Origin of the sequence: Arthrobacter sp. ISL-5 (assembly GCF_018613835.1) — a bacterium.
In the GTDB taxonomy this organism is placed as follows: domain Bacteria; phylum Actinomycetota; class Actinomycetes; order Actinomycetales; family Micrococcaceae; genus Arthrobacter.
Window position 1 is genome coordinate 23395 of record NZ_JAGGPM010000053.1, and the last position, 21301, is coordinate 44695.

The 21301-nt window shown below is 64.8% G+C and carries 14 protein-coding genes and 1 pseudogene; 7 read left to right on the top strand and 8 right to left on the bottom strand.

Features of this window, described 5'->3' with window-relative positions:
* Position 1: 1 nt before the first annotated feature.
* The 6 genes from J7I89_RS23730 to J7I89_RS23755 all read left to right on the top strand — a co-directional run bounded on the left by J7I89_RS23730 (position 2) and on the right by J7I89_RS23755 (position 8247).
* Positions 2-2107 (top strand): FAD-dependent oxidoreductase, encoded by a 2106-nt coding sequence (locus J7I89_RS23730; protein ID WP_214975630.1) that lies wholly within the window; start codon positions 2-4, stop codon positions 2105-2107.
* A complete protein-coding gene (locus J7I89_RS23735) occupies positions 2104-2958 on the top strand; it encodes a sugar phosphate isomerase/epimerase (protein ID WP_214975632.1) in 855 nt (284 codons plus the stop codon). Before J7I89_RS23730 ends, J7I89_RS23735 begins: the two co-directional genes overlap by 4 nt.
* Positions 2955-4757, top strand: a complete 1803-nt coding sequence (locus J7I89_RS23740) for an FAD-dependent oxidoreductase (RefSeq protein WP_214975634.1) — start codon at positions 2955-2957, stop codon at positions 4755-4757. The genes J7I89_RS23735 and J7I89_RS23740 overlap by 4 nt, the downstream gene beginning before the upstream one ends.
* 114 nt (positions 4758-4871) lie before the next feature.
* Positions 4872-5303, top strand: coding sequence for an aldo/keto reductase (locus J7I89_RS23745; RefSeq protein WP_308160023.1), 432 nt, complete (start codon positions 4872-4874; stop codon positions 5301-5303).
* Positions 5304-6069: 766 nt separating this feature from the next.
* A complete protein-coding gene (locus J7I89_RS23750; RefSeq protein ID WP_214975636.1) occupies positions 6070-7593 on the top strand; it encodes an aldehyde dehydrogenase family protein in 1524 nt (507 codons plus the stop codon).
* Between the two features lie 66 nt (positions 7594-7659).
* On the top strand, positions 7660-8247 hold the full coding sequence (locus tag J7I89_RS23755) for an adenylate kinase (protein WP_214975650.1): 588 nt from the start codon (positions 7660-7662) through the stop codon (positions 8245-8247).
* A 1224-nt stretch (positions 8248-9471) separates the two neighbouring features.
* Here J7I89_RS23755 and J7I89_RS23760 read toward each other — a convergent pair.
* The 7 genes and pseudogenes from J7I89_RS23760 to J7I89_RS23790 all read right to left on the bottom strand — a co-directional run.
* Positions 9472-9675, bottom strand: coding sequence for a hypothetical protein (locus J7I89_RS23760; protein WP_214975639.1), 204 nt, complete (start codon positions 9673-9675; stop codon positions 9472-9474).
* A gap of 134 nt (positions 9676-9809) precedes the next feature.
* Positions 9810-11804 (bottom strand): acetate--CoA ligase, encoded by a 1995-nt coding sequence (acs, locus tag J7I89_RS23765; protein ID WP_214975641.1) that lies wholly within the window; start codon positions 11802-11804, stop codon positions 9810-9812.
* Positions 11805-11971: 167 nt separating this feature from the next.
* Positions 11972-13621: a malate synthase A gene (aceB, locus tag J7I89_RS23770; RefSeq protein ID WP_214975643.1), complete on the bottom strand. Its 1650-nt coding sequence runs from the start codon at positions 13619-13621 to the stop codon at positions 11972-11974.
* 83 nt (positions 13622-13704) lie between these two features.
* Entirely contained in the window at positions 13705-15021 is a 1317-nt protein-coding gene (gene aceA, locus J7I89_RS23775; RefSeq protein ID WP_214975645.1) for an isocitrate lyase, read from the bottom strand.
* 280 nt (positions 15022-15301) lie between these two features.
* Positions 15302-16312 (bottom strand): alcohol dehydrogenase AdhP, encoded by a 1011-nt coding sequence (gene adhP / locus J7I89_RS23780; protein WP_214975651.1) that lies wholly within the window; start codon positions 16310-16312, stop codon positions 15302-15304.
* Between the two features lie 392 nt (positions 16313-16704).
* The gene (locus J7I89_RS23785) at positions 16705-17958 is read right to left on the bottom strand and encodes a GAF domain-containing protein (RefSeq protein ID WP_251045788.1); all 1254 of its coding nucleotides are present in this window, start codon (positions 17956-17958) and stop codon (positions 16705-16707) included.
* 687 nt (positions 17959-18645) lie between these two features.
* Positions 18646-18869, bottom strand: a pseudogene (locus J7I89_RS23790) (IS110 family transposase); the annotation flags it as partial.
* 341 nt (positions 18870-19210) lie between these two features.
* Between J7I89_RS23790 and J7I89_RS23795 the strand changes: the two are divergent.
* Positions 19211-20578, top strand: a complete 1368-nt coding sequence (locus J7I89_RS23795; protein ID WP_214975648.1) for a transposase — start codon at positions 19211-19213, stop codon at positions 20576-20578.
* A 280-nt stretch (positions 20579-20858) separates the two neighbouring features.
* On the opposite strand, the gene J7I89_RS23800 is transcribed toward J7I89_RS23795, so the two are convergent.
* Positions 20859-21301, bottom strand: a 443-nt coding sequence (locus J7I89_RS23800) for an alpha/beta hydrolase (protein WP_214975649.1), incomplete at its 5' end; no start/stop codon positions are given.

Sequence of the window (21301 nt, forward strand, 5' to 3'; positions counted from 1 at the left end):
CATGGTTGCCACTGATCGACTCGCCGCCCGCCCCCTCACCCTGGGACGCAACGGGCGCACCCCCAAGACCCTCCGCAACCGCCTGGCTTCGGCGCCCATGGAACGCAACTACGGCACAACCGACGGCTACATCACGGACCAGTACATCGACTATCTGGTGACGCGCGCCAAGGCCGGCCTGGGCATGGTGACCACCGAGGCAACATACGTCCGCGCCGATGGCAAGGGCCGGACCCACCAACTAGGCCTCCACACGGATGACATGATCCCTGGATTGCGCCGCCTCACCGACGCCCTGCACGCTGAAGGCACGCTGGCCGCCGTCGAACTTAATCATGGCGGCCGCACCGCGCAGTCCGCGGTGTCCGGGTTCAAGAACGTGGCGCCGTCACCGGTGGCATGCCCGACGGCGGGTGGTGAAGTTCCGCGCGAACTCACCGCTGCCGAGTGCTACGAACTGGTGGATGCTTATGCGGAGGCGGCCCGCCGCGCCGTCGCGGCCGGCTTCGACGTCATCAACCTCCACGGTGCCCACGGATACCTGATCCACCAGTTCATGTCACCGATTTCAAACCACCGCACGGACGAGTTCGCAGCACCGGAGCGCTTCATGAACCTGGTGATCGACGCCGTTCGCCAGGCAGTCCCGGACACCATCGTCGGCAGCCGCGTCTCCGTGGTGGAAGGCCCGGCCGACGGCATCAGTGCCGAGCGGCAGGTCGCCATCATCGGCAAGGCCCACCTGGACAAGCTGGACTTCCTGGACATTTCAGCAGGCAGCTACGACGCCGGCGAATGGATTGTGCAATCGGGGGAGTGGAAGCCGGGTGTACTCGGCGACTACGCCAACGCCTACCGGCGCTTCGGCCTGCCACTGGGCATGGCCGGCCGCCTGAATTCGCCGGAGATCATCGAGGAAGTCCTCGCCGAAGGAACCTGCGATTTCGTCAGCCTGGCCCGCGCCATCCACGCGGACCCCGCGTTCGTTGGCGGTGTGCTGCGCGGCCAACGGTACCGGCCCTGCATCGCGTGCAACGTCTGCATCGACAACCTCGGCCTCGGGCAGGTCACCTGCACGGTCAACCCGGCCGTCGGCCGTTCCCGCGTGCCCGTCCCCACTCCTGCTTTCCGCGACGCCTCCAGTGTGCTGGTAGTCGGCGCGGGTCCGGCCGGGCTCACCGCCGCACGCGAACTCGCCGAGGCTGGCGCCAAGGTCACGCTGGTTGACGACGGCCCTAGGGCCGGCGGCCAGTTCGCGCTTGCCGAACGCATGAGGTCCACGCCGGACTTCCACCGGTTCGCCGAGTGGTCGGGTGAGGAGAACCGTCGCCTCGGCGTGAAGGTTCGCCTGGGAGCGCACGTTGACACTTCCGACGTCGGCACGCTGGCGCGCGAGTACGGCGCCGACGCCGTCGTCATCGCCACCGGCGGCCGCCGGCCAGTGGCGGAGTTCGCGGTGCCTGAGTTCGCTTCTTCAGACCTCGACGGCGGTGGCTCACCTCGCGTGTCCGACATCCGTGATTGGCTGATCGCCCATCCGGGCGTTCTCGAGGGCGGGACTGTCCCCGACGGCGGAACTGGCGGTTCCATGCCGACGGCCGTGACCATCTGGGGTGCTGATTCCGTCGCCATGTCGGTGGCCGACACGCTCGCGTCAAAAGGCACGGCTGTGCTGATCGTTGGTCCGCAGGAAACACTGGCACCGGAATCCGGGCGCCGCGCCAAGATCCTGGCCGTGCCGCGCCTGGAGGCCAACCCACGGGTACGCATCTTCCTGTCCAGCAGCATCGAAGAATTCGATGGCAGTCGGGTACGCATCAGCAGGCCGGGCGCTCCGGACGAGTGGATCGATGCTCCCGGTGATCTGTTGGTTTCGCGGTCGGTTGTGCCGTTGGAGACGCCTGCGGAGGAGCTTGAAACTTCCTTGTCGTTGACAGCCGGTGTCCCGGTGGCGATCGCCGGAACCGTCGTGGACAAGACCCCGGCCATCGTTTCCAACGCCGTCAAGAGCGGCTACGACGCAGCCCACCGGGTTGCCGCCGCACTGTCAGCTCAGCGCAACGCAAGCACAAGGAACCACCTCAGCCTGAATGGAGCCCACTCGTGAAAGGACAAGCCCGCCGACTTGGACTCGCCCAGCTATCACTGGTGGGCACCGCACCACCGGATCTGGTGACGATCGCAGCCCAGGCAGGATTCGATTTCATCGGAGCACGCGTCCGGCCCGTCACGGCAACGGAGCGCCCCTACAACCTCCAACCAGGATCTCCGATGCTCAAGGAGACACTGGCCCGGATGGCGGACACAGGCGTCACCGTAGAAGACATTGAGTTCCTGCTCCTGGACGGCACAGGACTGCAGAACGGCATGGATCAACGCGAAGCCTGGCTGCAGATGATGGAGGCCGGGCAGGCATTGGGCGCTTCCAGCCTGACCGTTGCCTGCGCGGATCCGGATGTGGACCGTTTCGGCGACCACCTCGCGCAGATGACGCACGACGGCAGGGCCTATGGAATCGTGCCCACCCTGGAGCCCATCGCGTACCAAGCCGTTCGTTCGATCCCGCAGGCTGCCGGACTTGCACGCCGGGCGGGCTGCCAGATCGTCGTGGATGCACTCCACTTCAACCGCTTCGGCGGCACCCTGGATGAACTCGCCGCAGCGGCGGACACAGTTCCCTTGGTGCAACTGTGTGATGGACCCGCGGTTGGGGCGGCGGACCGCGCGGGCCTGGTGACCGAATCCCGCTCCGAGCGAGGAGTTCCGGGGGAGGGCGACTTTGACCTCGCGGCAATGCTCTCAGCACTGCCGGAGACTGTCCCCGTCAGCGTGGAAACCCCCTCGGACAGCAGGGTCGCCGCACAGGGAGAACTCGCATGGGCTAAAACCCTCAAAGCGGCCGCCGATTCCGTCCTGGCACCCCTCGACACCACAGCACTTACTCGGAGCAAGAAATGAACACCAGCCATGAAGCAGGCACCTTGGACTGCGACGTCCTTGTCATCGGATCAGGCGCCGGAGGGCTGTCCGCAGCTGTGACAGCCGCATACCACGGACTCAAAGTCGTTGTGGTGGAAAAGGCCGGAGTCTGCGGAGGGGCAACGTCATGGTCAGGAGGCTGGGCCTGGGCGCCCGGGAACCCGCTGGCGAAAGCCGAGCGCGTGAACGAGGACAAGGAAACCTTCCGTACCTACCTGCGGGAGGTACTTGGCGATCACTACCAAAGCGGGAAAGTAGACTCCTTCCTCGAAGCGTCCCCGCACATGGTCGGCTTCTTCCACGAAAAAACGTCCCTGCAATTTGTCCCCGGCAGCAGGATCAACGACATCTACGGCACGCTGCCCGGTGCCGGCACTGGCAACCGCTCAGTAGGACCCAAGCCCTTCAACGCCCGGAACATCAAGCCCTGCCTCCGGGCCAAGATGCGCCACCAACTCTACGAAACCTCGTTCCTGGGCATGGGAATCATGGCGGGCCCTGACCTGAGCAAGTTCCTCTCCGCTTCCCACGGCAGTCCGAAGGGCCTGTTCCACGCGGGCTGGCGGTTCGGTTTCCACCTCCTGGACCTACTCACGCATCGCCGCAACATGCAGTTGGTCAACGGCACGGCCCTGACCGGCAGGCTCATGAAATCCGCTGACGACCTGGGAGTGGACCTCCGCGTCTCCACACCGGCCACAGCGCTCCTTAGCGACAACAGCGGCAGGGTGACAGGCGCCGTCGTACGTTCTCCGGAAGGTGAGCTTCAGATCAACGCGACACGCGGCGTCGTCCTGGCCTCCGGCCGGTTCCCTAACGACGTCCAGCGGCGCAAGGAGCTGTTCCCCAAGACGCCCACCGGCCGGGAGCACTGGACGCTGGCGCCGGGTGAAACCACAGGCGACGGCATCAACTTGGCGGAGTCCGTGGGCGCCCGCTTCAAGACAGACGTGAAGTCGCCCGCAGCGTGGTGCCCGGTTTCGCTGGTGCCGTACCGCAATGGCCGGACCGGCGTTTTCCCGCACATCATGGACCGCGCCAAGCCGGGGAGTATCGGCGTTCGCGCGGACGGGAAGCGCTTCGTCAACGAGGCGAACGGCTACTACGACTACGTCGAGGCACTCCTGGCTGCAACGCCGGAGGGTGAAACCGTGCAGTCCTGGCAGATTGCGGACAGCCGGTTCGTCCGGAGGTATCCGCTGGGAATGGCCAAGCCGCTGCCGGTGCCGCTGTTCCCGTTTCTGCGGTCCGGATACCTCATCAAGGGGCGGACGCTGGAGGAACTGGCGGAGAAGTGCGGCATTGATCCCGCGGGGCTCTGCCGGACAGTGGCGCGGTTCAACGCGAACGCAAGGGCCGGCGTCGACCCTGATTTCGGCAGGGGAGGGACGGCCTTCAACCGCTACGGCGGGGACGCCGGGAACCAGCGCAACCCATCGCTGGGTCCGATCCAGAAAGGTCCGTTCTACGCGGTCCGTCTGGTGCCGGGCAGTTTCGGGACGTTCGCCGGCGTGGACACGGACGGCCGCGGCCGGGCGCTGAACAACGACGGCGGCCCCATCCAAGGCTTGTACGTCGCCGGCAATGACCAAGCCAGTGTCATGGGTGGCCACTATCCGGCAGGGGGCATCAACCTTGGACCCGCCCTGACGTTCGGTTACATCGCCGGCCGCGACCTCGCCGGCGCGGAGAGGTATGAGGATGACGACTCTGTCAGCATCGTGCCCGCCTCCGCCGAATCATCTGCGGGAGCGACCACGGGAGCCGGTCATGAGTGAGGTGCTTCATGGTGGTGGCGCGCTGGCGGCCAGCACTAAAGCGTCCAGTACGACCGCGGATCTCGCCTCGGGCGTGCAGATCCTGCTCATCGGTTTGGGCGGCACTTGGCCCTGGTGGACGGGGCCACCACGGACGCGGTGGCCCATGCCATCGGCAACGGCTACCGACACATCGACACGGCGGAGGCGTACGGCAACGAGGGAGCCGTGGGCGAAGGGATCCGGCGCAGTCGTATTGACCGCGAAGACTTTTTCCTGACCACCAACTTCGCGAAGGAACGGCACAGCAACGACGGCGTCCCCACCGCGCTGGGTGGTGCGCTGAAACGGTTGGGTGCCGACTATGTGGACCTGTTCCTGATGCGCTGGCCCAACCCGGGGCAGGCGAAATTCGTGGACTGCGAGGGGCTGCAGCAGTTAGCCGATGAAGGTGCCATCCGTTCCTGGTGCGTCTCCAACTTCAAACCAGAGCACCTCCGCCAAGTCCGGGCCGCCGGACTCGAGATTCCCGTCAACCAAGTGCAGATTGACCCCGAAAGAGGCTGAATCGAGAAGGAACCTCCGTGAGAGATTTTGAGTCCACGTCTGTGTTGCGCGGTGCCCGGCCGACCTCCAGCTCGGAGGCTCTCGCTCCAGACCGGCGTGACCGGCGATCCGGACCGGAATCGTGTTCGGCACAACACAGAACTGCCGCGCTTTCGGAGGACCGCGGCAGTCGCACGGGTAGCGGCAGCAAAATGGACATGAAGTGGGTGTGCACAATGTGCACACCCCGGTCGTCGGACTCGGTCGCACCGGTGCCGGACTGCTTCGGATTGGCCAGGTTTTCGGGACTTCCCAGTATTTTCAAGGGCTGGAGTCCGGTTCGAGTCCCACCTCGGGCACGTGTTTTCCCTGGTCAGGGGCTTGTGGGCCTCTGAGCGTGGACAAATGTTCACGTACGGGCCCCTTAGGATTCTTGGGTGCCATCCCGTGTCCCGGCCGGGACACCCCAGCAGCTCTTAGCTGGTCCAGCCGGGGTAGCGTTTGCGGTCCTGGTCGGGCAGCCCGGCGGCGGTGGCGGGGAGGTTGTCGGGGCCGTAGGACTGCCCGGAGGCGCGGTGGAAGAACACCTCGGCGGTGATCGCTTCAAAGCAGGCGTCCTGGGACCGGACCCAGTAGGTCGTTGTGTCGCCGTCGACGTAGGTGCCGTAGCCGAACAGTTCCCCGTTCCCGAGGTCAGCAGCTGTCGGTTCCGTTGCAGCCTGGTCGCAACCTTTGAAGTTCTAGCATGGGGCCAGGACGAAGACGTCTGTTTTCCAGAGGAGTAACCATGACTGTTTATGTACAGCCCGGCCAAGAAGGATCGAAGGTCCAGTTCAAGGACCGCTACGAGAACTGGATCGGCGGCGAATGGGTGGCCCCGACAACCGGCCAATACATTGAGAATGTATCGCCAGTAAATGGTAAGCAGTTCACGGAGGTGGCCCGTGGCGCCGCTGCGGATGTTGAGTTGGCATTGGATGCTGCCCACAGGGCGGCGCCGTCCTGGGGCAAGGCTTCGGTCACAGAGCGGGCTGCGGTGTTGAACAAGATCGCAGACCGGATCGATGCGAACCTCGAGATGCTGGCTGTCGCCGAATCGTGGGATAACGGCAAGCCGATCCGCGAGACCCTCAACGCCGACATCCCGCTGGCAGCGGACCACTTCCGGTACTTCGCCTCCGCTATCCGCGCCCAGGAGGGTCGGCTGTCACAGCTCGATGAGGACACCACCGCCTACCACTTCCATGAGCCGCTGGGCGTGGTGGGCCAGATCATCCCGTGGAACTTCCCGATCCTGATGGCCGTCTGGAAGCTCGCCCCGGCACTGGCCGCCGGTAACGCCGTAGTGCTCAAACCGGCTTCCAACACCCCGGCCTCCATCCTTGTCCTGGCCGAACTCATCGCGGACCTGCTGCCGCCGGGACTGTTGAACATCGTAAACGGATTCGGTGCGGAGGTCGGAAAGCCGTTGGCCTCCAGCCCGCGGATCCGAAAGATCGCCTTCACCGGGGAAACCACCACCGGAAGGCTGATCAGCCAGTATGCCAGCCAGAACCTGATTCCGGTCACCCTGGAACTTGGCGGCAAGAGCCCGAACATCTTCTTCAACGATGTTGCCGACGCCAACGACGCGTTCTATGACAAGGCACTCGAGGGCTTCACCCTTTATGCCTTCAACCAAGGCGAGGTCTGCAGCAGCCCGTCCCGTGCCCTGGTCCAGGACGGGATCTACGATTCCTTCATGGCCGACGCCGTGGCCCGTACCGAGAAGATTATGCAGGGCAACCCGCTGGACACGGAAACCCAGATCGGCGCCCAGGCATCCAACGACCAGCTGGAAAAGATCCTTTCCTACATCGACATCGGCAAGCAGGAAGGCGCCACGCTCCTTGCCGGCGGCGCCCGCGCCGAACTGCCCGGTGACCTAGCCGGGGGCTTCTACGTCCAGCCGACCATTTTTGAAGGCCAGAACAGGATGCGGATCTTCCAGGAGGAAATCTTCGGCCCCGTGGTCTCCGTTGCACGGTTCACGGACTACAACGACGCCATCAGCATCGCCAACGACACCCTCTACGGCCTCGGCGCCGGCGTCTGGTCCCGCAACGGCAACGTCGCCTACCGCGCCGGACGCGAAATCCAGGCAGGCCGTGTCTGGGTCAACAACTACCACGCCTACCCCGCCGGCGCCGCGTTCGGCGGTTACAAGTCCTCAGGCATCGGACGTGAAAACCACGCCATGATGCTGGACCACTACCAGCAGACCAAAAACCTCCTGGTCAGTCACTCCGAAAACAAACTCGGCTTCTTCTAGCCCGGTCGAGGACCACCGAAAGAGTTCAACAACCAGGTACCACGAAGGGGCTTTTGAATGACGAGAATGTTGATTATCGGACCTCCCGGTTCGGGCAAGGGAACGCAGGCCGAACGGATCTCGGAGCGCCTCGACGTTGCCGCGATTTCCACCGGCGACATCTTCCGTGCCAACGTCAAAGGCGAGACCCCGCTGGGAATCGAAGCCAAGAAGTACATGGACGCCGGGGACTTCGTTCCGGACAGCGTGACCAACAAAATGGTCCGGGACCGCCTCAGCGAAGCCGACGTCCAAGACGGCTTCCTGCTCGATGGTTACCCGCGCACCACCGGCCAGGTCGATTACCTGGACTACATCATCGCCGGCAAGGATGACAAGCTCGACGTCGTCCTGCAGCTCACGGCCGACGACGAGGAACTCGTGGCCCGCCTTCTGGGACGTGCCAAGGAGACCAGGCGCAGCGATGACAACGAAGCTGTCATCCGCCACCGCCTGGACCTCTACCACGGGCAGACCGAAACCGTGGTTGCCAAGTACGCAGAGCGCGGAATCCTGGTCAGGGTTGATGGGATCGGCGGGATCGGCGAGGTCACCGACAGAGTGATGAGCATCCTAGAAGAGCTCCTCAAGGTCCCCGTCGTAAACGGACGGTAGTACTTCAGCCGCCTGCACCGGTGATCAGGCAACGGTGATCGAGCCTGTCGGATATCACCAGAGGAATCCGACAGGCTCGACTACTGGCGGCCCCTACTTCCGGCGCCACAGTGCGCACCGGCCACAGCCTGAACAGCGCCTGTTCTTCAAACAAGGATCCCCTGAGTTCGAATCGAGAGGAATCGGTGTCCACCGCAGTCCTTCAAGGCAGGGCGCCCCAGTCTTCGCCGGCGACCTCTGCCTCCAGTCGACCATTGTTGAAGGCTATAACAGAATGCGGATCTTCCAGGCGGAAATCTTCGGCCGCGTGGTCCCGTAGCAGGGTTCAGCGGGTAACACGACGCCGTCAGCATCATGGCCAATGACTCCGGTAAGTCCTCGACTTCGGTGTCCGGCAACGTAGCATACCGGGCGGCCCGGGAAATCCGCGCCCGCCGCGGCCGGCGGGCTGTTACTGTTGCCCGCCCCCGGGCCTGATCCACCGATGCTGCGAACAACCGCGTGTCGCCAATACAACCGACTTTTTCGGACTTCGTCCTCTTGCCTCCCGGGCACCGATCATCCACACTCTGGCTATAGATCCGCAGGAGAATGGTTCAGCCGATCAGCCCACCGATCACTACGGCCGGCCACCCGCCCCATCAGAGAATGCCGGGCACGAACCACCGCTTTCCGCCCTCCGGGTTTGCCCGGGCTCTGGAAGCCCGTGCCGCTGAGAGGCCCGGTAGATCCCATCGGGAAGAGACCACGATGATCAAGCGCCACTCGGACCTCGTCCTGGAAATCACCGCCCGCCCACGACCCGACCACCGTCGAAAACGACCTGAACACTGCGGTGGAGATCGCCCGCGAACACTCCATGACGGAACGCCGCCACGGCATCCTGGTCACCCAACACGGCCATGCCAGCTATACCGTCGCCGCCAGCGGCTATGTCCTCCACGGGCAGACGCGAGAACGGCGCGAGTGGCGCAGGCATCGGCAGGGCGGGCGGACAGCGTGGGATTGTCCGAACACGCCCCCACCTGGCCGCCGGACGCCCGGCCGCCATCCACAGAAGCTCGGGGTTGGGTGCAGCTTCCGCGAAAGGCTGTCGCGGGCGCCCACCCACGGCGGCGAACAGAGCCTGCCGGTGCTTCTTCAGGCTGGCCTCATGTTGACGCGGCAAGGGTCGCGCGGGGTATCTCCTGATAGTTCACCCGGGCGCTGCCATAGCGGCAGGATTCAGCAGGTCCAGTGACCGGTCCACACGGTATATCCGCTCGCCTTGTCGATGAACTCGCGGGAATAGGGACTCTGGGCGGCGATCCACAGGCCGGAAGAGTCGGGCATGACGTCTTCAACGATGCCCCGCCGGTGAAAGTCATCGTGGAGATAGACGTCCACGAGCGCTCCGGCGAGACCAACGAACTCTCCGGTGCAGACCATTCCTGGATCTGAGGCGTGTCCTTCACTCACAAATACCTCCGGGTAGGTCGGTCTGAATTTGGCAGGTACCGCCGCTGCGCGGATCGTCTCCGGTGAGAGCAGCGAAGCCCCTGCCGCGCTCCGGGCGGCTGGCCTCACTTGCGCACCTGAAGGGAATCGGTGATGGTTTGCATGATGGTGTTGTCGGCCAGGGTGGTCGCGTCGCCCACTTCGCGGCCTTCCGCGACGTCCTTGAGCAGGCGGCGCATGATCTTCCCGGAGCGGGTCTTGGGCAGTTCGGGCACCACCAGGATGGTCTTGGGCTTGGCAATGGGCCCGATCTCCCTGCTCACATGGTTGCGGAGGTCCTGGACGATCTCGTCGCCGGAGTCCACTGCGCCGCCGCGAAGGATCACGAACGCCACCACGGCCTGGCCGGTGGTTTCGTCCGCGGCACCCACGACGGCGGCTTCCGCCACCGCCGGGTGGCTCACCAGGGCGGACTCGATCTCCGTGGTGGAGAGCCGGTGCCCGGAGATGTTCATGACGTCGTCCACGCGGCCCAGGAGCCAGATGTCGCCGTCCTCGTCCTTCTTGGCGCCGTCACCGGCGAAGTACATGGTCTCGAACCGGGACCAGTAGGTTTCCTTGAACCGTTCCGGGTCGCCCCAGATGCCGCGCAGCATCGCGGGCCAGGGTTCGCGGATCACCAGGAAGCCGCCGTGTCCGTTGGGCACTGACTCGCCGAGTTCATCCACGACGTCCACGGCGATGCCGGGCAGGGGAACCTGGGCTGAACCCGGCTTCGTGGCAGTGACGCCGGGCAGCGGGGCGATCATCTGGGCGCCGGTTTCGGTCTGCCACCACGTGTCCACGATGGGTGCCTTGCCGCCGCCGATGACTTCCCGGTACCACATCCAGGCTTCCGGGTTGATGGGTTCGCCCACCGAACCGAGGACCCGGATCGAGGACAGATCGTACTTGTCCGGGATGTCCTTGCCCCACTTCATGAACGTCCGGATCGCGGTGGGCGCTGTGTAGAGGATGGAGACCTTGTACTTCTCAACGATCTCCCACCAGCGGCCCTGGTGCGGGGAGTCCGGGGTGCCTTCGTACATGACCTGGGTGGCGCCGTTGATGAGCGGGGCGTAGGCGACGTAGGAGTGGCCGGTGACCCAGCCGACGTCGGCCGTGCACCAGTACACGTCGGTCTCGGGGTGGAGATCGAAGACCGCCTTGTGGGTGTAGGCGCCTTGGGCCAGGTAGCCGCCGGTGGTGTGCAGGATCCCCTTGGGCTTGCCGGTGGTGCCGGAGGTGTAGAGGATGAACAGCGGGTGTTCGGAGTCGTGGCCCACGGCCGTGTGCTCCGGGGATGCGGCGCCAACGGTGTCGGCCCACCAGTGGTCCCGGCCCTCGTGCCAGTCGACGTCCTGGCCGTTGCGCTTGACCACCACAACGTTCTGCACGCTGTGCCCGTCCGTGGCAAGGGCCTGGTCCACGGCGGGCTTCAGGGCGCTGGGCTTGCCGCGGCGGTAGGTGCCGTCGGCAGTGACCACCAGTTTGGCTTCGGCATCGTCGATCCGGGAGCGGAGGGCATCGGCGGAGAAGCCGCCGAACACCACGGAGTGCACGGCGCCGATCCGGGCGCAGGCAAGCAGCGTGATGACGGCCTCGGGAATCATGGGCAGGTATACGGCGACGCGGTCGCCCTTGGCCACGCCGAGTGACTCGAAGGCGTTGGCAGCCTTCTTGACCTCTTCGGTGAGCTGCGCGTACGTGTAGCTGCGGCTGTCACCGGGTTCGCCTTCGAAGTAGATGGCCACCCGGTCCCCGTTGCCGGCCTCGACGTGGCGGTCCAGGGCGTTGTATGCGGCGTTGACCTCGCCGCCAACGAACCATTTGGCGAAGGGAGGGTTGGACCAGTCCAGGGTTTCCGTGAAGTCTTTGCTCCAGGTGAGCAGTTCACGGGCCTGCCTGGCCCAGAAGGCCGGCCGGTCGGCGTCGGCCTCCGCGTAATCCCCGGCGGTGACAACCGCGTTCGCGGCGAAGACTTCCGAGGGAACGAACCTGCGGTTCTCATGCAGCAGGTTCTCAAGGGCATCGCCCTGCTGGATCGGCCCGAATGATGCCGAGGTGGGTGCGTTGGACATGAATGACTGTCCTTCCTCTAAATGTGCTCTGTAGTGAAAAAGCGGGCTTTGCGGCCGCCGCGCCCCGCCGGCACGACAGCCACTTCCGGACCTGCACAGCCGGGCCGGGAATACTCACGTCCGCGGGCCCGCCATGGGCGGGAGCATCATGGAGCACGGACGGTCGTTCAAACGGCGAGGATCTCCGATTCCCGGGACCCGTTGATGTAACGGGCGTAGGCGGGAACCGTCAGGAAGGCCTGGAAGGCAGGGTCCAGGGTGACTTCTTCGAAGATGTCCCGGGCATCGGCGAAGCGGTCCCCTTCGAAGCGTTCCAGCCGGGTGAACTCCTTGTCCAGCAGGTCCTCCACCCACTCGCGGGTGATGATTTCGCCGTGGTCGGTGATGGCGTGGGAGTAGATCCACTGCCACAGCTGCGAGCGGGAGATCTCCGCGGTGGCGGCGTCCTCCATCAGATTGTGGATGGCCACCGCGCCGTTGCCGCGCAGCCAGGATTCGATGTAGCGGATGCCCACTTCGATGTTGTTCCGGATGCCCTGTTCGGTGATGGTGCCGGTGGTGGCGGCGATGTCCAGCAGCGCACGGGCATCCGGCGTCACATCTTCGCGGAGGCGGTCCAGCTGGTTCGGGCGGTCGCCGAGGACGCCGTCGAACACTTCGCGGCAGACCGGAACCAGGTCCGGGTGGGCCACCCAGGAGCCGTCGAAGCCGTCGTTGGCTTCGCGGGTCTTGTCGGCGCGGACCTTCTGGAACGCAGTCCGGTTGGCGGTTTCGTCCCTGCGGTTGGGGACGGCTGCGGCCATGCCGCCGATCGCCATGGCGCCGCGCTTGTGGCAGGCACGGACCAGCTGCTCGGTGTAGGCGCGCATGAAGGGCTGGGTCATGGTCACCTGTACACGGTCCGGGAGGACGAAGCGGGGGCCGCGGGTACGGAAGTTCTTGATCATGGAGAAGATGTAGTCCCAGCGTCCGGCGTTCAGGCCCGAGGCGTGGTCGCGGAGTTCGTAGAGGATCTCTTCCATCTCGAAGGAGGCCGTGATGGTCTCGATCAGCACCGTGGCGCGGATGGTGCCCTGCGGGATGCCGAGCAGGTCCTGGGCGAGGATGAAGATGTCGTTCCACAGGCGTGCTTCGAGGTGGTTTTCGATCTTCGGCAGGTAGAAGTAGGGGCCTTTGCCCTGGGCCAGCAGGCGGCGGGCGTTGTGGAAGAAGTACAGGCCGAAGTCCACGATGCCGCCCGCGACCGGTGTCGCGTTGATGAGCATGTGCTTCTCGGGCAGGTGCCAGCCGCGGGGACGGACCACGATGGTGGGCAGCTCCTCTGCGGGGCGGAGCTTGTACTCCTTGCTGCGTCCGTCGGCGGTTGAGCTGAAGTCGATCCGGCGCTCCAGGGCATCGGTCAGGTTCAGCTGGCCCTGGATGACGTTGCGCCACGACGGCGTGGAGGAGTCCTCCATGTCCGCGAGCCACACCTTGGCACCGGAGTTCAGCGCGTTGATGGTCATCTTCTTGTCCACCGGACCGGTGATTTCGACGCGGCGGTCCTCCAGGCCCGGGGCGGGGGGAGCGACACGCCAGTTCGGATCTTCCCGAACGGACTCGGTCTCGGGAAGGAAGCCCGGATCCTGGCCCTGACCGATTTGGATCCTCCGGTCACGGCGGATCTGCATCAGCTCCTGGAGGCGCGGCGCCATTGCCGCATGCAGCCGCGCCACAAACTCCAGCGCATCAGGGGTCAGGACCTCGTTCTGACGCTGGATCGGCCGGGCGGTCAGGGTGATCCCGTTGATCGAAAAGTTGTCAGGGAAGCTGTTCATTGGAAAATTCTCCTCAGGGAGTGGCGGGGTGCAGCGGGCCGGGTCCTGGGGAGGACCTGGCCCGCTGCTCTTCCGCCGGGGTGTTAGTGGAACTGGCCTTCTTCGGTGGATCCCACCAGGGCCAGGGTGGATGCGTTCGGGTTGAGCGCAGTGGCGATGTCGTCGAAGTAGCCGGTGCCGACTTCGCGCTGGTGCTTGGTCGCGGTGTAGCCGCGGGACTCGGAGGCGAATTCCTTTTCCTGCAGCTCGACGTAGGCGCTCATGCCTTCACGGGCGTAGCCGTGGGCGAGGTCGAACATCGAGTAGTTCAGGGCGTGGAAGCCGGCCAGGGTGATGAACTGGAACGTGAAGCCCATGGCGCCGAGTTCACGCTGGAACTTGGCGATGGTGGCGTCGTCCAGGTGCTTGCGCCAGTTGAACGACGGCGAGCAGTTGTAGGAGAGCATCTGGTCCGGGAACTCGGCCTTGACGGACTCGGCGAACTTGCGGGCCAGTTCGAGGTCCGGGGTGCCCGTTTCCATCCAGATGAGGTCGGAGTACGGGGCGTAGGCCTTGGCGCGGGCGATGCAGGGTTCGATGCCGTTGCGGACCTTGTAGAAGCCTTCCGCCGTACGTTCACCGGTAACGAATTCCTGATCCCGCTCGTCCACGTCTGAGGTGATCAGGGTTGCTGCCTCGGCGTCGGTGCGGGCGATGACCACCGACGGGGTGCCGGCGACGTCGGCGGCCAGGCGGGCGGCGTTCAGGGTGCGGACGTGCTGCTGGGTGGGGATGAGCACCTTGCCGCCGAGGTGGCCGCACTTCTTCTCCGAGGCGAGCTGGTCCTCCCAGTGAACGCCCGACGCGCCAGCCTGGATCATGGACTTCATCAGCTCGTAGGCGTTGAGCGGGCCGCCGAAGCCTGCCTCGGCGTCGGCGACGATCGGCACCAGCCAGTCTTCAACGGTCTGGATGCCCTCGGAGAATTCGATCTGGTCTGCGCGGAGCAGGGCGTTGTTGATGCGGCGGACCACCGTGGGAACCGAGTTGGCCGGGTAGAGCGACTGGTCCGGGTAGGTGTGGCCGGAGTTGTTCGCGTCAGCGGCAACCTGCCAGCCGGAAAGGTAGATGGCGCGGAGACCGGCCTTGACCTGCTGCACCGCCTGGTTGCCGGTGAGGGCGCCCAGGGCGTTGGTGTACCCGCCGGTCTTGTGCTCCTCGGTGAGCTGCTTCCACAGCTTCTCGGAGCCGCGGCGTGCCAGCGTGTGTTCTTCGGAGACACGGCCCCGGAGGCGGACGACATCCGAAGCCTGGTAGTCCCGGGTCACGCCTTCCCAGCGCGGGTTGGCAGCCCACTCGCTCTCCAGGGCGGCGGCCTGCTGTTCGGGCGTCTGCTGGGTGGGCTCATATGCTGCAGTCATCATTGTCTCCTTGATTGTGCCCCGGACCGCGTCTTCCTGCCTCGTGGCAGTTCTGGTCAGCGGATCCGGGGCTGTGTTGCACCGCTTTGCAGCCGCAAGGCGTTCTGAGTTCGGGCCGGCGGGCCGTCCGGGACGCATCCGCCGGCCCGAACTCCAGTGGTTCTTGATCTGTTCGTTTCGCTGGACAATCAGCTCCCGACAGCGGCGATACCACAAAGCGCCTGGTGAGACACCACGGTCGCCGGCTGCTGCTGTAGGGACTGATCAGTATTTGATGGGGTCAGTACTTGATGACGACGCGACCGTCGATCTTGGCGTGCTTCATCTCGTCAAGGACGGCGTTCACCTCGGAAAGCTTCCGGGTGGAGACGGTGGGGTGGATCTTGCCCTGGGCATAGAAGTCCAGTGCCTCCTCCAGATCCTGCCGGGTTCCCACGATGGACCCTCGGACGGTCAGGCCCTTGAGCACGATCTCGAAGATCGGCGCCGGGAAATCCCCCGGCGGCAGTCCGTTGAAGACGATGGTGCCGCCACGCCGGGCCATCCCGATCGCCTGCCCGAACGCGGAGGGATGGACTGCGGTCACCAACACGCCGTGGCAGCCGCCCGTTTCGCGCTGTATGACCTCGACCGGGTCTTCATGCAGGGCGTTGACGGTCAGTTCGGCGCCGTGCTGCTTCGCGAGGGCCAGCTTGTCATCCGCAATATCCACCGCTGCGACTCGAAGGCCCATCGCGACGGCGTACTGGACGGCAATATGGCCCAGGCCGCCGATCCCAGAGATTGTTACCCACTGGCCCGGCCGGGCCTCGGTCATCTTGAGTCCCTTGTAGACCGTCACGCCGGCACAGAGCACGGGCGCGACTTCCACGGGGTCCGAACCGGCCGGGATCCTGGCGGCGAAGCGCGAGTCCACCAGCATGTACTCGCCGAAGGAACCGTCAACGCTGTAGCCGGCGTTCCTTTGCGCTTCACACAGCGTTTCCCAACCTGTCCGACAGTACTGGCAGTCGCCGCAGGCGGACCAGAGCCAGGCATTACCCACCAGATCGCCCACGGCCAGGTCCGTCACACCCTCACCGAGCGCCACCACCTCGCCGACACCCTCGTGGCCGGGGACGAAGGGCGGCGACGGCTTGACCGGCCAATCTCCTTCCGCGGCATGCAGATCGGTGTGGCACACACCGGTGGTGAATACTTTGACCAGTGCCTCGCCGCGCCCCGGGGTGGGAACGGGAAGGGCCTGGATCTGAAGATCCTTGCCGAATTCAGTTACTACAGCTGCTTGCATCGTCGTCATTGTCGATTTTTCCTTCGTCGTTTGTACCGGCAGAAAAGGACTGCACGGACAGGAAGTGGAGCGGTAACCAAGCCGGATGTCCCTTGGCATGCGGGGGCAGGTAGTTCAACGTCCTGGACGGAGCGGGCGCCCTGCCGGAGGACAGTGACTGCAGCGGCACCTCAAGGGCCGGGTAAACGGGTGCGGCGAACGGATTTGTTAGGGCGTGGATAACCCCGTCAGCGTGCCAGTCCCGTCTTGTCGTGCAATGTCACCTGGACCGTCTTGGTCTGCCGTGTGAAACACGAGCATCGTTCCACTGTTGGTGTGAGCGGGAACGACGGCCGTTGTCCTCAGCTTAGGGACGGGAGGGTTGCGATAGGGTTGCAGTCCTGTGAGTCAGCTCACGGACGCTGGTGTGTTCCGAATTCGGATTCCAGACGCTCCAGGTCAGCAACCACGGCCGCCCGCTTGGGGGAGCGCAGGGGCAGTAACTTCAGCGCCGCCATGCGGACGACCATGTCATCACTCGCTTCAGGAAGGTCCGCGTACTGGAGCAGGGCCTCTGCGCTGCCGTCCGCGAGGAGAGCTTCCCGCAGGAGGGTGGAGACGCGCTCCCGCAGGCTCACCACACCTGGAGCCTCCGAGTGCGGCAGCACCGGACCACGATAGATGTTCAAGGCCACCCGGTGTGCCCCGCGGTGGAGACAGCTGAGCACCTGGCCAGCGTCCGGCAGGACATCCACGGTGAGCCTGTAGGGCCGGGATTCCGGCACGGCAACAGGATTGAACTGCTGAAGGACTTTTCGCAGCCGGACCATCTCCGCCCGAAGCGTCAGGGCCGGTACGTCCCCGAACAGCAGGTTGCACAGCTCCTCGGCGCTGAGGCCATCCGGATGAATGCTCAACAGGGCCAGCATCTCGCTGTGCCTTGGAGACAGCGATACCGTCCTACCCTCGATGCTTAGCAGCGCCTGGTCCCGGCCAAGCAACTGCAGGCTATTGCGATACAGACTCCGGACCGGTGAGCTGCTCCGGCGGACAGTCCTGTGGAGAGTGGCGGATGCAGGTCTTCGCCGCTCCGCGAGGCGGTCCCGCTTCGCAGCGGCCAGCTGAAGCCGCTCCACGCGCAGGTGCGCCTGTGCCGCTGCCACGGTGGCCTCAACGAGAGCCAGCGTATGCGGAGCGACAGCCATCTCGGTGCCGGTGATGTCCAGGACACCGATCACGGCCCCCGTGTCCGGATCGTGGAAGGGCACTGCCGTGCAGCTCCACGGGTGAACAGCCCGGTTGAAATGTTCTGCACCGGAAATCTGGACGCTGCGGCCCAGCGCCAGGGCGGTCCCAGGTGCGCTCGTGCCGACGCTGGCCTCGGACCAGACCGCGCCCTCAACGAACATCATGCGCTCGGCGCGGCGCCGAAGGGCAGTATCACCATCGACCCACAGCAGCCTGCCCAGTTCATCCCCGACAGCGACTAGCAGCCCGTGCTCGGAACTGGGCTGAATCAGCAGCTTATGAATTACGGGCATAATCACTGCCAACGGATGTCCCCGGCGGTACTCCTCAAGAGCCCCACCATCAAGGATCAGCCCAGACGGCGGCGCGTCAGGGTCAGCCCGCAGATGCAGCGAACGCTGCCAGGATTCCTCAATCATCCTGCGAACAGGCCGTTGCCCCGGCCTGACCCCAGGCCGCTTCGACGCCGGGAGAGGCCGGACAACAGGAGCAGTTGTCGCCGCCTCCAGTCGGAGCGACAGCGACCGGGAAGTACGCACGATGACTCCATAGTCGAAAGGCAAAAAAGGGTCAAAAGTGACCCCGCTCACAATCATAGCGCCAGTTGATGAGTTGCCCGCCCCGACTCCGGCCGGGCACACGGCACACCACTCAGACTCTCGGCCTTCTGTTTGGAAGGGCGGTGCAGGCAGCGAGGCCCTTTTCGTTCTTGTTCCGGACCCCATATGGGCACTGCCTGCACATTAGCTGTTTTCTTGAAGCCCGCACTGCGGTCCTTTTGGCGTGGCAGTCTGGATACTGTCCGGTTCCGGCGACCTCTTGGCGGGCATCCTATTGGTCGTTGGAATCGCCGTTGGCGCTCATTTTGCGGTCCGATGGGGTGGTTCTCAGGCCCGCAAAATGAGAAGAACATGCAGGAGTTAATCTCGAAGAAAAAGCCTATCGACGTTGATCCTGACGAGACCGACGGTCCATTGGATCAGGCCGGATGGCCGCCCTCTGTAGGGTCCCGTGCAGGGCGCTTTCGGTACGTCGGACAGTCGCATGCACCGCGCCCGTGTCTGGCTTATGCGGCAATTGGTGTTGTCTGTGGCGGGGACCTTGGTAAAGGTGGTGCTGTCGCGGAGCATGGCCCAGAGGACGTTCAGGCGGCGCCGGGCCAAGGAGAGCATGGCCTGGATGTGGGTTTTGCCTTCGGCGCGTTTGCGGTCGTAGTAGGTACGGGATGAGGGGCAGCTTTTCAGGGCCGACAGGGAAGCCAGGTGGAAGACCCGGAGGAGGCGGCGGTCGTAGCTGCGGGGCGGTGGTGGTTGCCGGTGATCCTGCCGGAGGGCGCCCACGGCGAAGGCGACACTTTTCATGAGGACCAGGCCCAGCGGAATCATGGCGATGACGCTGGCGACGGCACCGACAGAACCGGTCTTCCAGCTTCCGGTAGCGATGGCTGGATCGCGACGCTTGATGGCGTGTTAGTCGCGGCATGAAGTGGCGTGTCCTCTGAAGTGTCGTGCGTTGGCTGGGGAGTATCGGGGTCGCTGTCGCGAGTCCGAGGGGGATTGTCGAATCTTGTTTAGCCGGCTCTCTAGGAGCGCGGGTCAGTAGTCGGCCGGGTTCTTAAAACGCCGTGTGAATTGCCGGGGTGCGGGAGGGGTGGCTGGAAGAATCGGGAGTATGAATTCCGGTTCCCAGGATGGCCTTTTTGATGAAGCTCTCGTGGAGCGGGTGGAGCGTTTTGATGACGGGATCGTTGAGGCCGGCGCTGGTGTGAACAAGCGGTTCAAATCCTTTGAGCCGGACGCGGTGATGCTGGTCCCGCCGTCGCTGGATGAGTGGTTGCCGCAGAATCATCTGGCCCGGTTCATCGCTGATCTGGTGTCCCGGGAGTTGGAGCGGGCGTGCGTGGACGTGGTCGCGTTCCGTTGGCTGGCCGGGCAGCAGGCACCGGATTTCCGGTCCATTGGCCGGTTCCGCAAACGCCATCTCGCGGCGTTGGGGAACGTGTTCCTGCAGGCGCTGGAACTCTGCCGGGCCGCGGGCATGGTCTCGTTGGGCCGGGTTGCCCTGGACGGGACGAAGGTGCGGGCCAACGCGTCCCGGCGAAAGGCGATGAGCTACGGACGGCTGACCGAAAAACAGAGGATCCTCGCCGCGGAGGTCTCGGACATGCTCGCCGACGCCGAGGCCGTTGACAAGGATGAGGATGCCCGGTTCGGGGCGGACAAGCGCGGCGATGAGCTCCCGCCGGACCTGGCCGACCGTGAATCACGGCTGGCGAAGATGGCCGCGGCCCGCAAACAGCTCGAAGAGGACGCAGCAGCCAAAGCACGCAAGGAGGCGGAGCAGAAAGCCCGGGACCGCGGCGATGACGACGGGACTGCTGCGGCCAAGGGTGAGGAAGCCGCGGCCAAAGCGGAGGTCAGACCGAGGGCCCAGCGCAATTTCACGGACCCCGATGCCCGGATCATGAAGACTGCAGACGGATCGTACCACTATTGCTACAACGCCCAGGCCGTGGTCGATGCCGACCATCAGGTCATCGTCGCCACCGATCTGAACAACATGGCAGTGGACGTGCAGCAACTGGTCCCGATGACCGAACGCACCGCCGAAACCCTGGGCCGGATGCCCGCCCAATGGACCATCGACGCCGGATACTGCTCAGCGGAAAACCTCGAACACGTCCGGCAGATCGAGGCCTCCAGCGAGGGCGGGACCGAGTTCTTCATCGCGACCGGCCGGCTCAAACTCGGCGAAAAGGTTCCCGAGACGCCTCGGGGACGGATCCCGGTCAATGCCACATCCAAGGAACGCATGGCGAGGAAACTCAAAACCAAGAAGGGCCGGGCCGTTTACGCGCGGCGCAAGGCGATCATCGAACCGGTCTTCGGGCAAATCCACACCCGCCAGGGCAAACACGTACTCCTGCGCGGCCTCGAACAGGCCAAACACGAGTGGGAACTGATGGCAGGCTGTCATAACCTGCTGAAATTGTTCACTTTCAAAGGGAAAGCCGGTCTCAACGCGCCGGCCGGAGCCTAACCCACGGGCCAAGGCGGCCACGGCTGCCCGGCCATCAAGATGGCAACGTGTCACCGGTCAGTAGACAGGACCACTCCTGGATGACGGAAACCACTACCGCCCCACGCTCCTAGTGGATGATGCGGGGCGACTCGTTGAATGGAGATCGCCGTTTTTGGCGTAGGGCATGAGGGGGTGGCACGAATGGACGGTCGAAGGCTTCCGTGTTGTGCCACCGCCCTGTTGCCTTACTGAAGGAGATCCGTTCCCTTCTTGCTCGTTTGAGACGAAGTTCAGTCGGTCAGGAACACCAGCACCTCACGGACGAACTCGTCGAGGTGCTGGAACAGGAACGCGTGCCGGCGTCGCTGTAGAGGACGAGTTTTGCGTTGGGGAGTTCCTGTACCGCGGCGTAGGAGCTGTAGGCGTCGATCATGACGTCGTGTGCCCCTCCGGCGTACAGCACCGGGGCGGTGATGGTCGCCAGGTCGCGCGCGACGTCGTCCCAGGGCGCGGCCAGCGTCGCTGTGATGGCCTCGAGCTGACCCATCGCGGCATCCTGGGTGACCTGCGGGGCGCCCTCGGGCATCTCGGCTTGGATGCGTCCGAAGTGGTCGAGGCCCCTGGCGCGGGCTTCGTCGGTCTCGGGGTAGAACAGGTACAGAAGGTCCTCGAGGCCCGATCCGGGCTTCGTCATGATGGTGGCGACCCGTTCCGGCATTGCCGGCATGCCGGGCGCGGTGC

What these genes read in the sequence shown, in the direction of transcription:
- J7I89_RS23730 (WP_214975630.1), top strand. Translation starts at nt 2, where the DNA reads ATGGTTGCCACTGATCGACTCGCCGCCCGCCCCCTCACCCTGGGACGC.
- J7I89_RS23740 (WP_214975634.1), top strand. Translation starts at nt 2,955, where the DNA reads ATGAACACCAGCCATGAAGCAGGCACCTTGGACTGCGACGTCCTTGTC.
- J7I89_RS23750 (WP_214975636.1), top strand. Translation starts at nt 6,070, where the DNA reads ATGACTGTTTATGTACAGCCCGGCCAAGAAGGATCGAAGGTCCAGTTC.
- J7I89_RS23755 (WP_214975650.1), top strand. Translation starts at nt 7,660, where the DNA reads ATGTTGATTATCGGACCTCCCGGTTCGGGCAAGGGAACGCAGGCCGAA.
- J7I89_RS23760 (WP_214975639.1), bottom strand. Translation starts at nt 9,675, where the DNA reads ATGGTCTGCACCGGAGAGTTCGTTGGTCTCGCCGGAGCGCTCGTGGAC.
- acs (WP_214975641.1), bottom strand. Translation starts at nt 11,804, where the DNA reads ATGTCCAACGCACCCACCTCGGCATCATTCGGGCCGATCCAGCAGGGC.
- aceB (WP_214975643.1), bottom strand. Translation starts at nt 13,621, where the DNA reads ATGAACAGCTTCCCTGACAACTTTTCGATCAACGGGATCACCCTGACC.
- aceA (WP_214975645.1), bottom strand. Translation starts at nt 15,021, where the DNA reads ATGACTGCAGCATATGAGCCCACCCAGCAGACGCCCGAACAGCAGGCC.
- adhP (WP_214975651.1), bottom strand. Translation starts at nt 16,312, where the DNA reads ATGCAAGCAGCTGTAGTAACTGAATTCGGCAAGGATCTTCAGATCCAG.
- J7I89_RS23785 (WP_251045788.1), bottom strand. Translation starts at nt 17,958, where the DNA reads ATGATTGAGGAATCCTGGCAGCGTTCGCTGCATCTGCGGGCTGACCCT.
- J7I89_RS23795 (WP_214975648.1), top strand. Translation starts at nt 19,211, where the DNA reads ATGAATTCCGGTTCCCAGGATGGCCTTTTTGATGAAGCTCTCGTGGAG.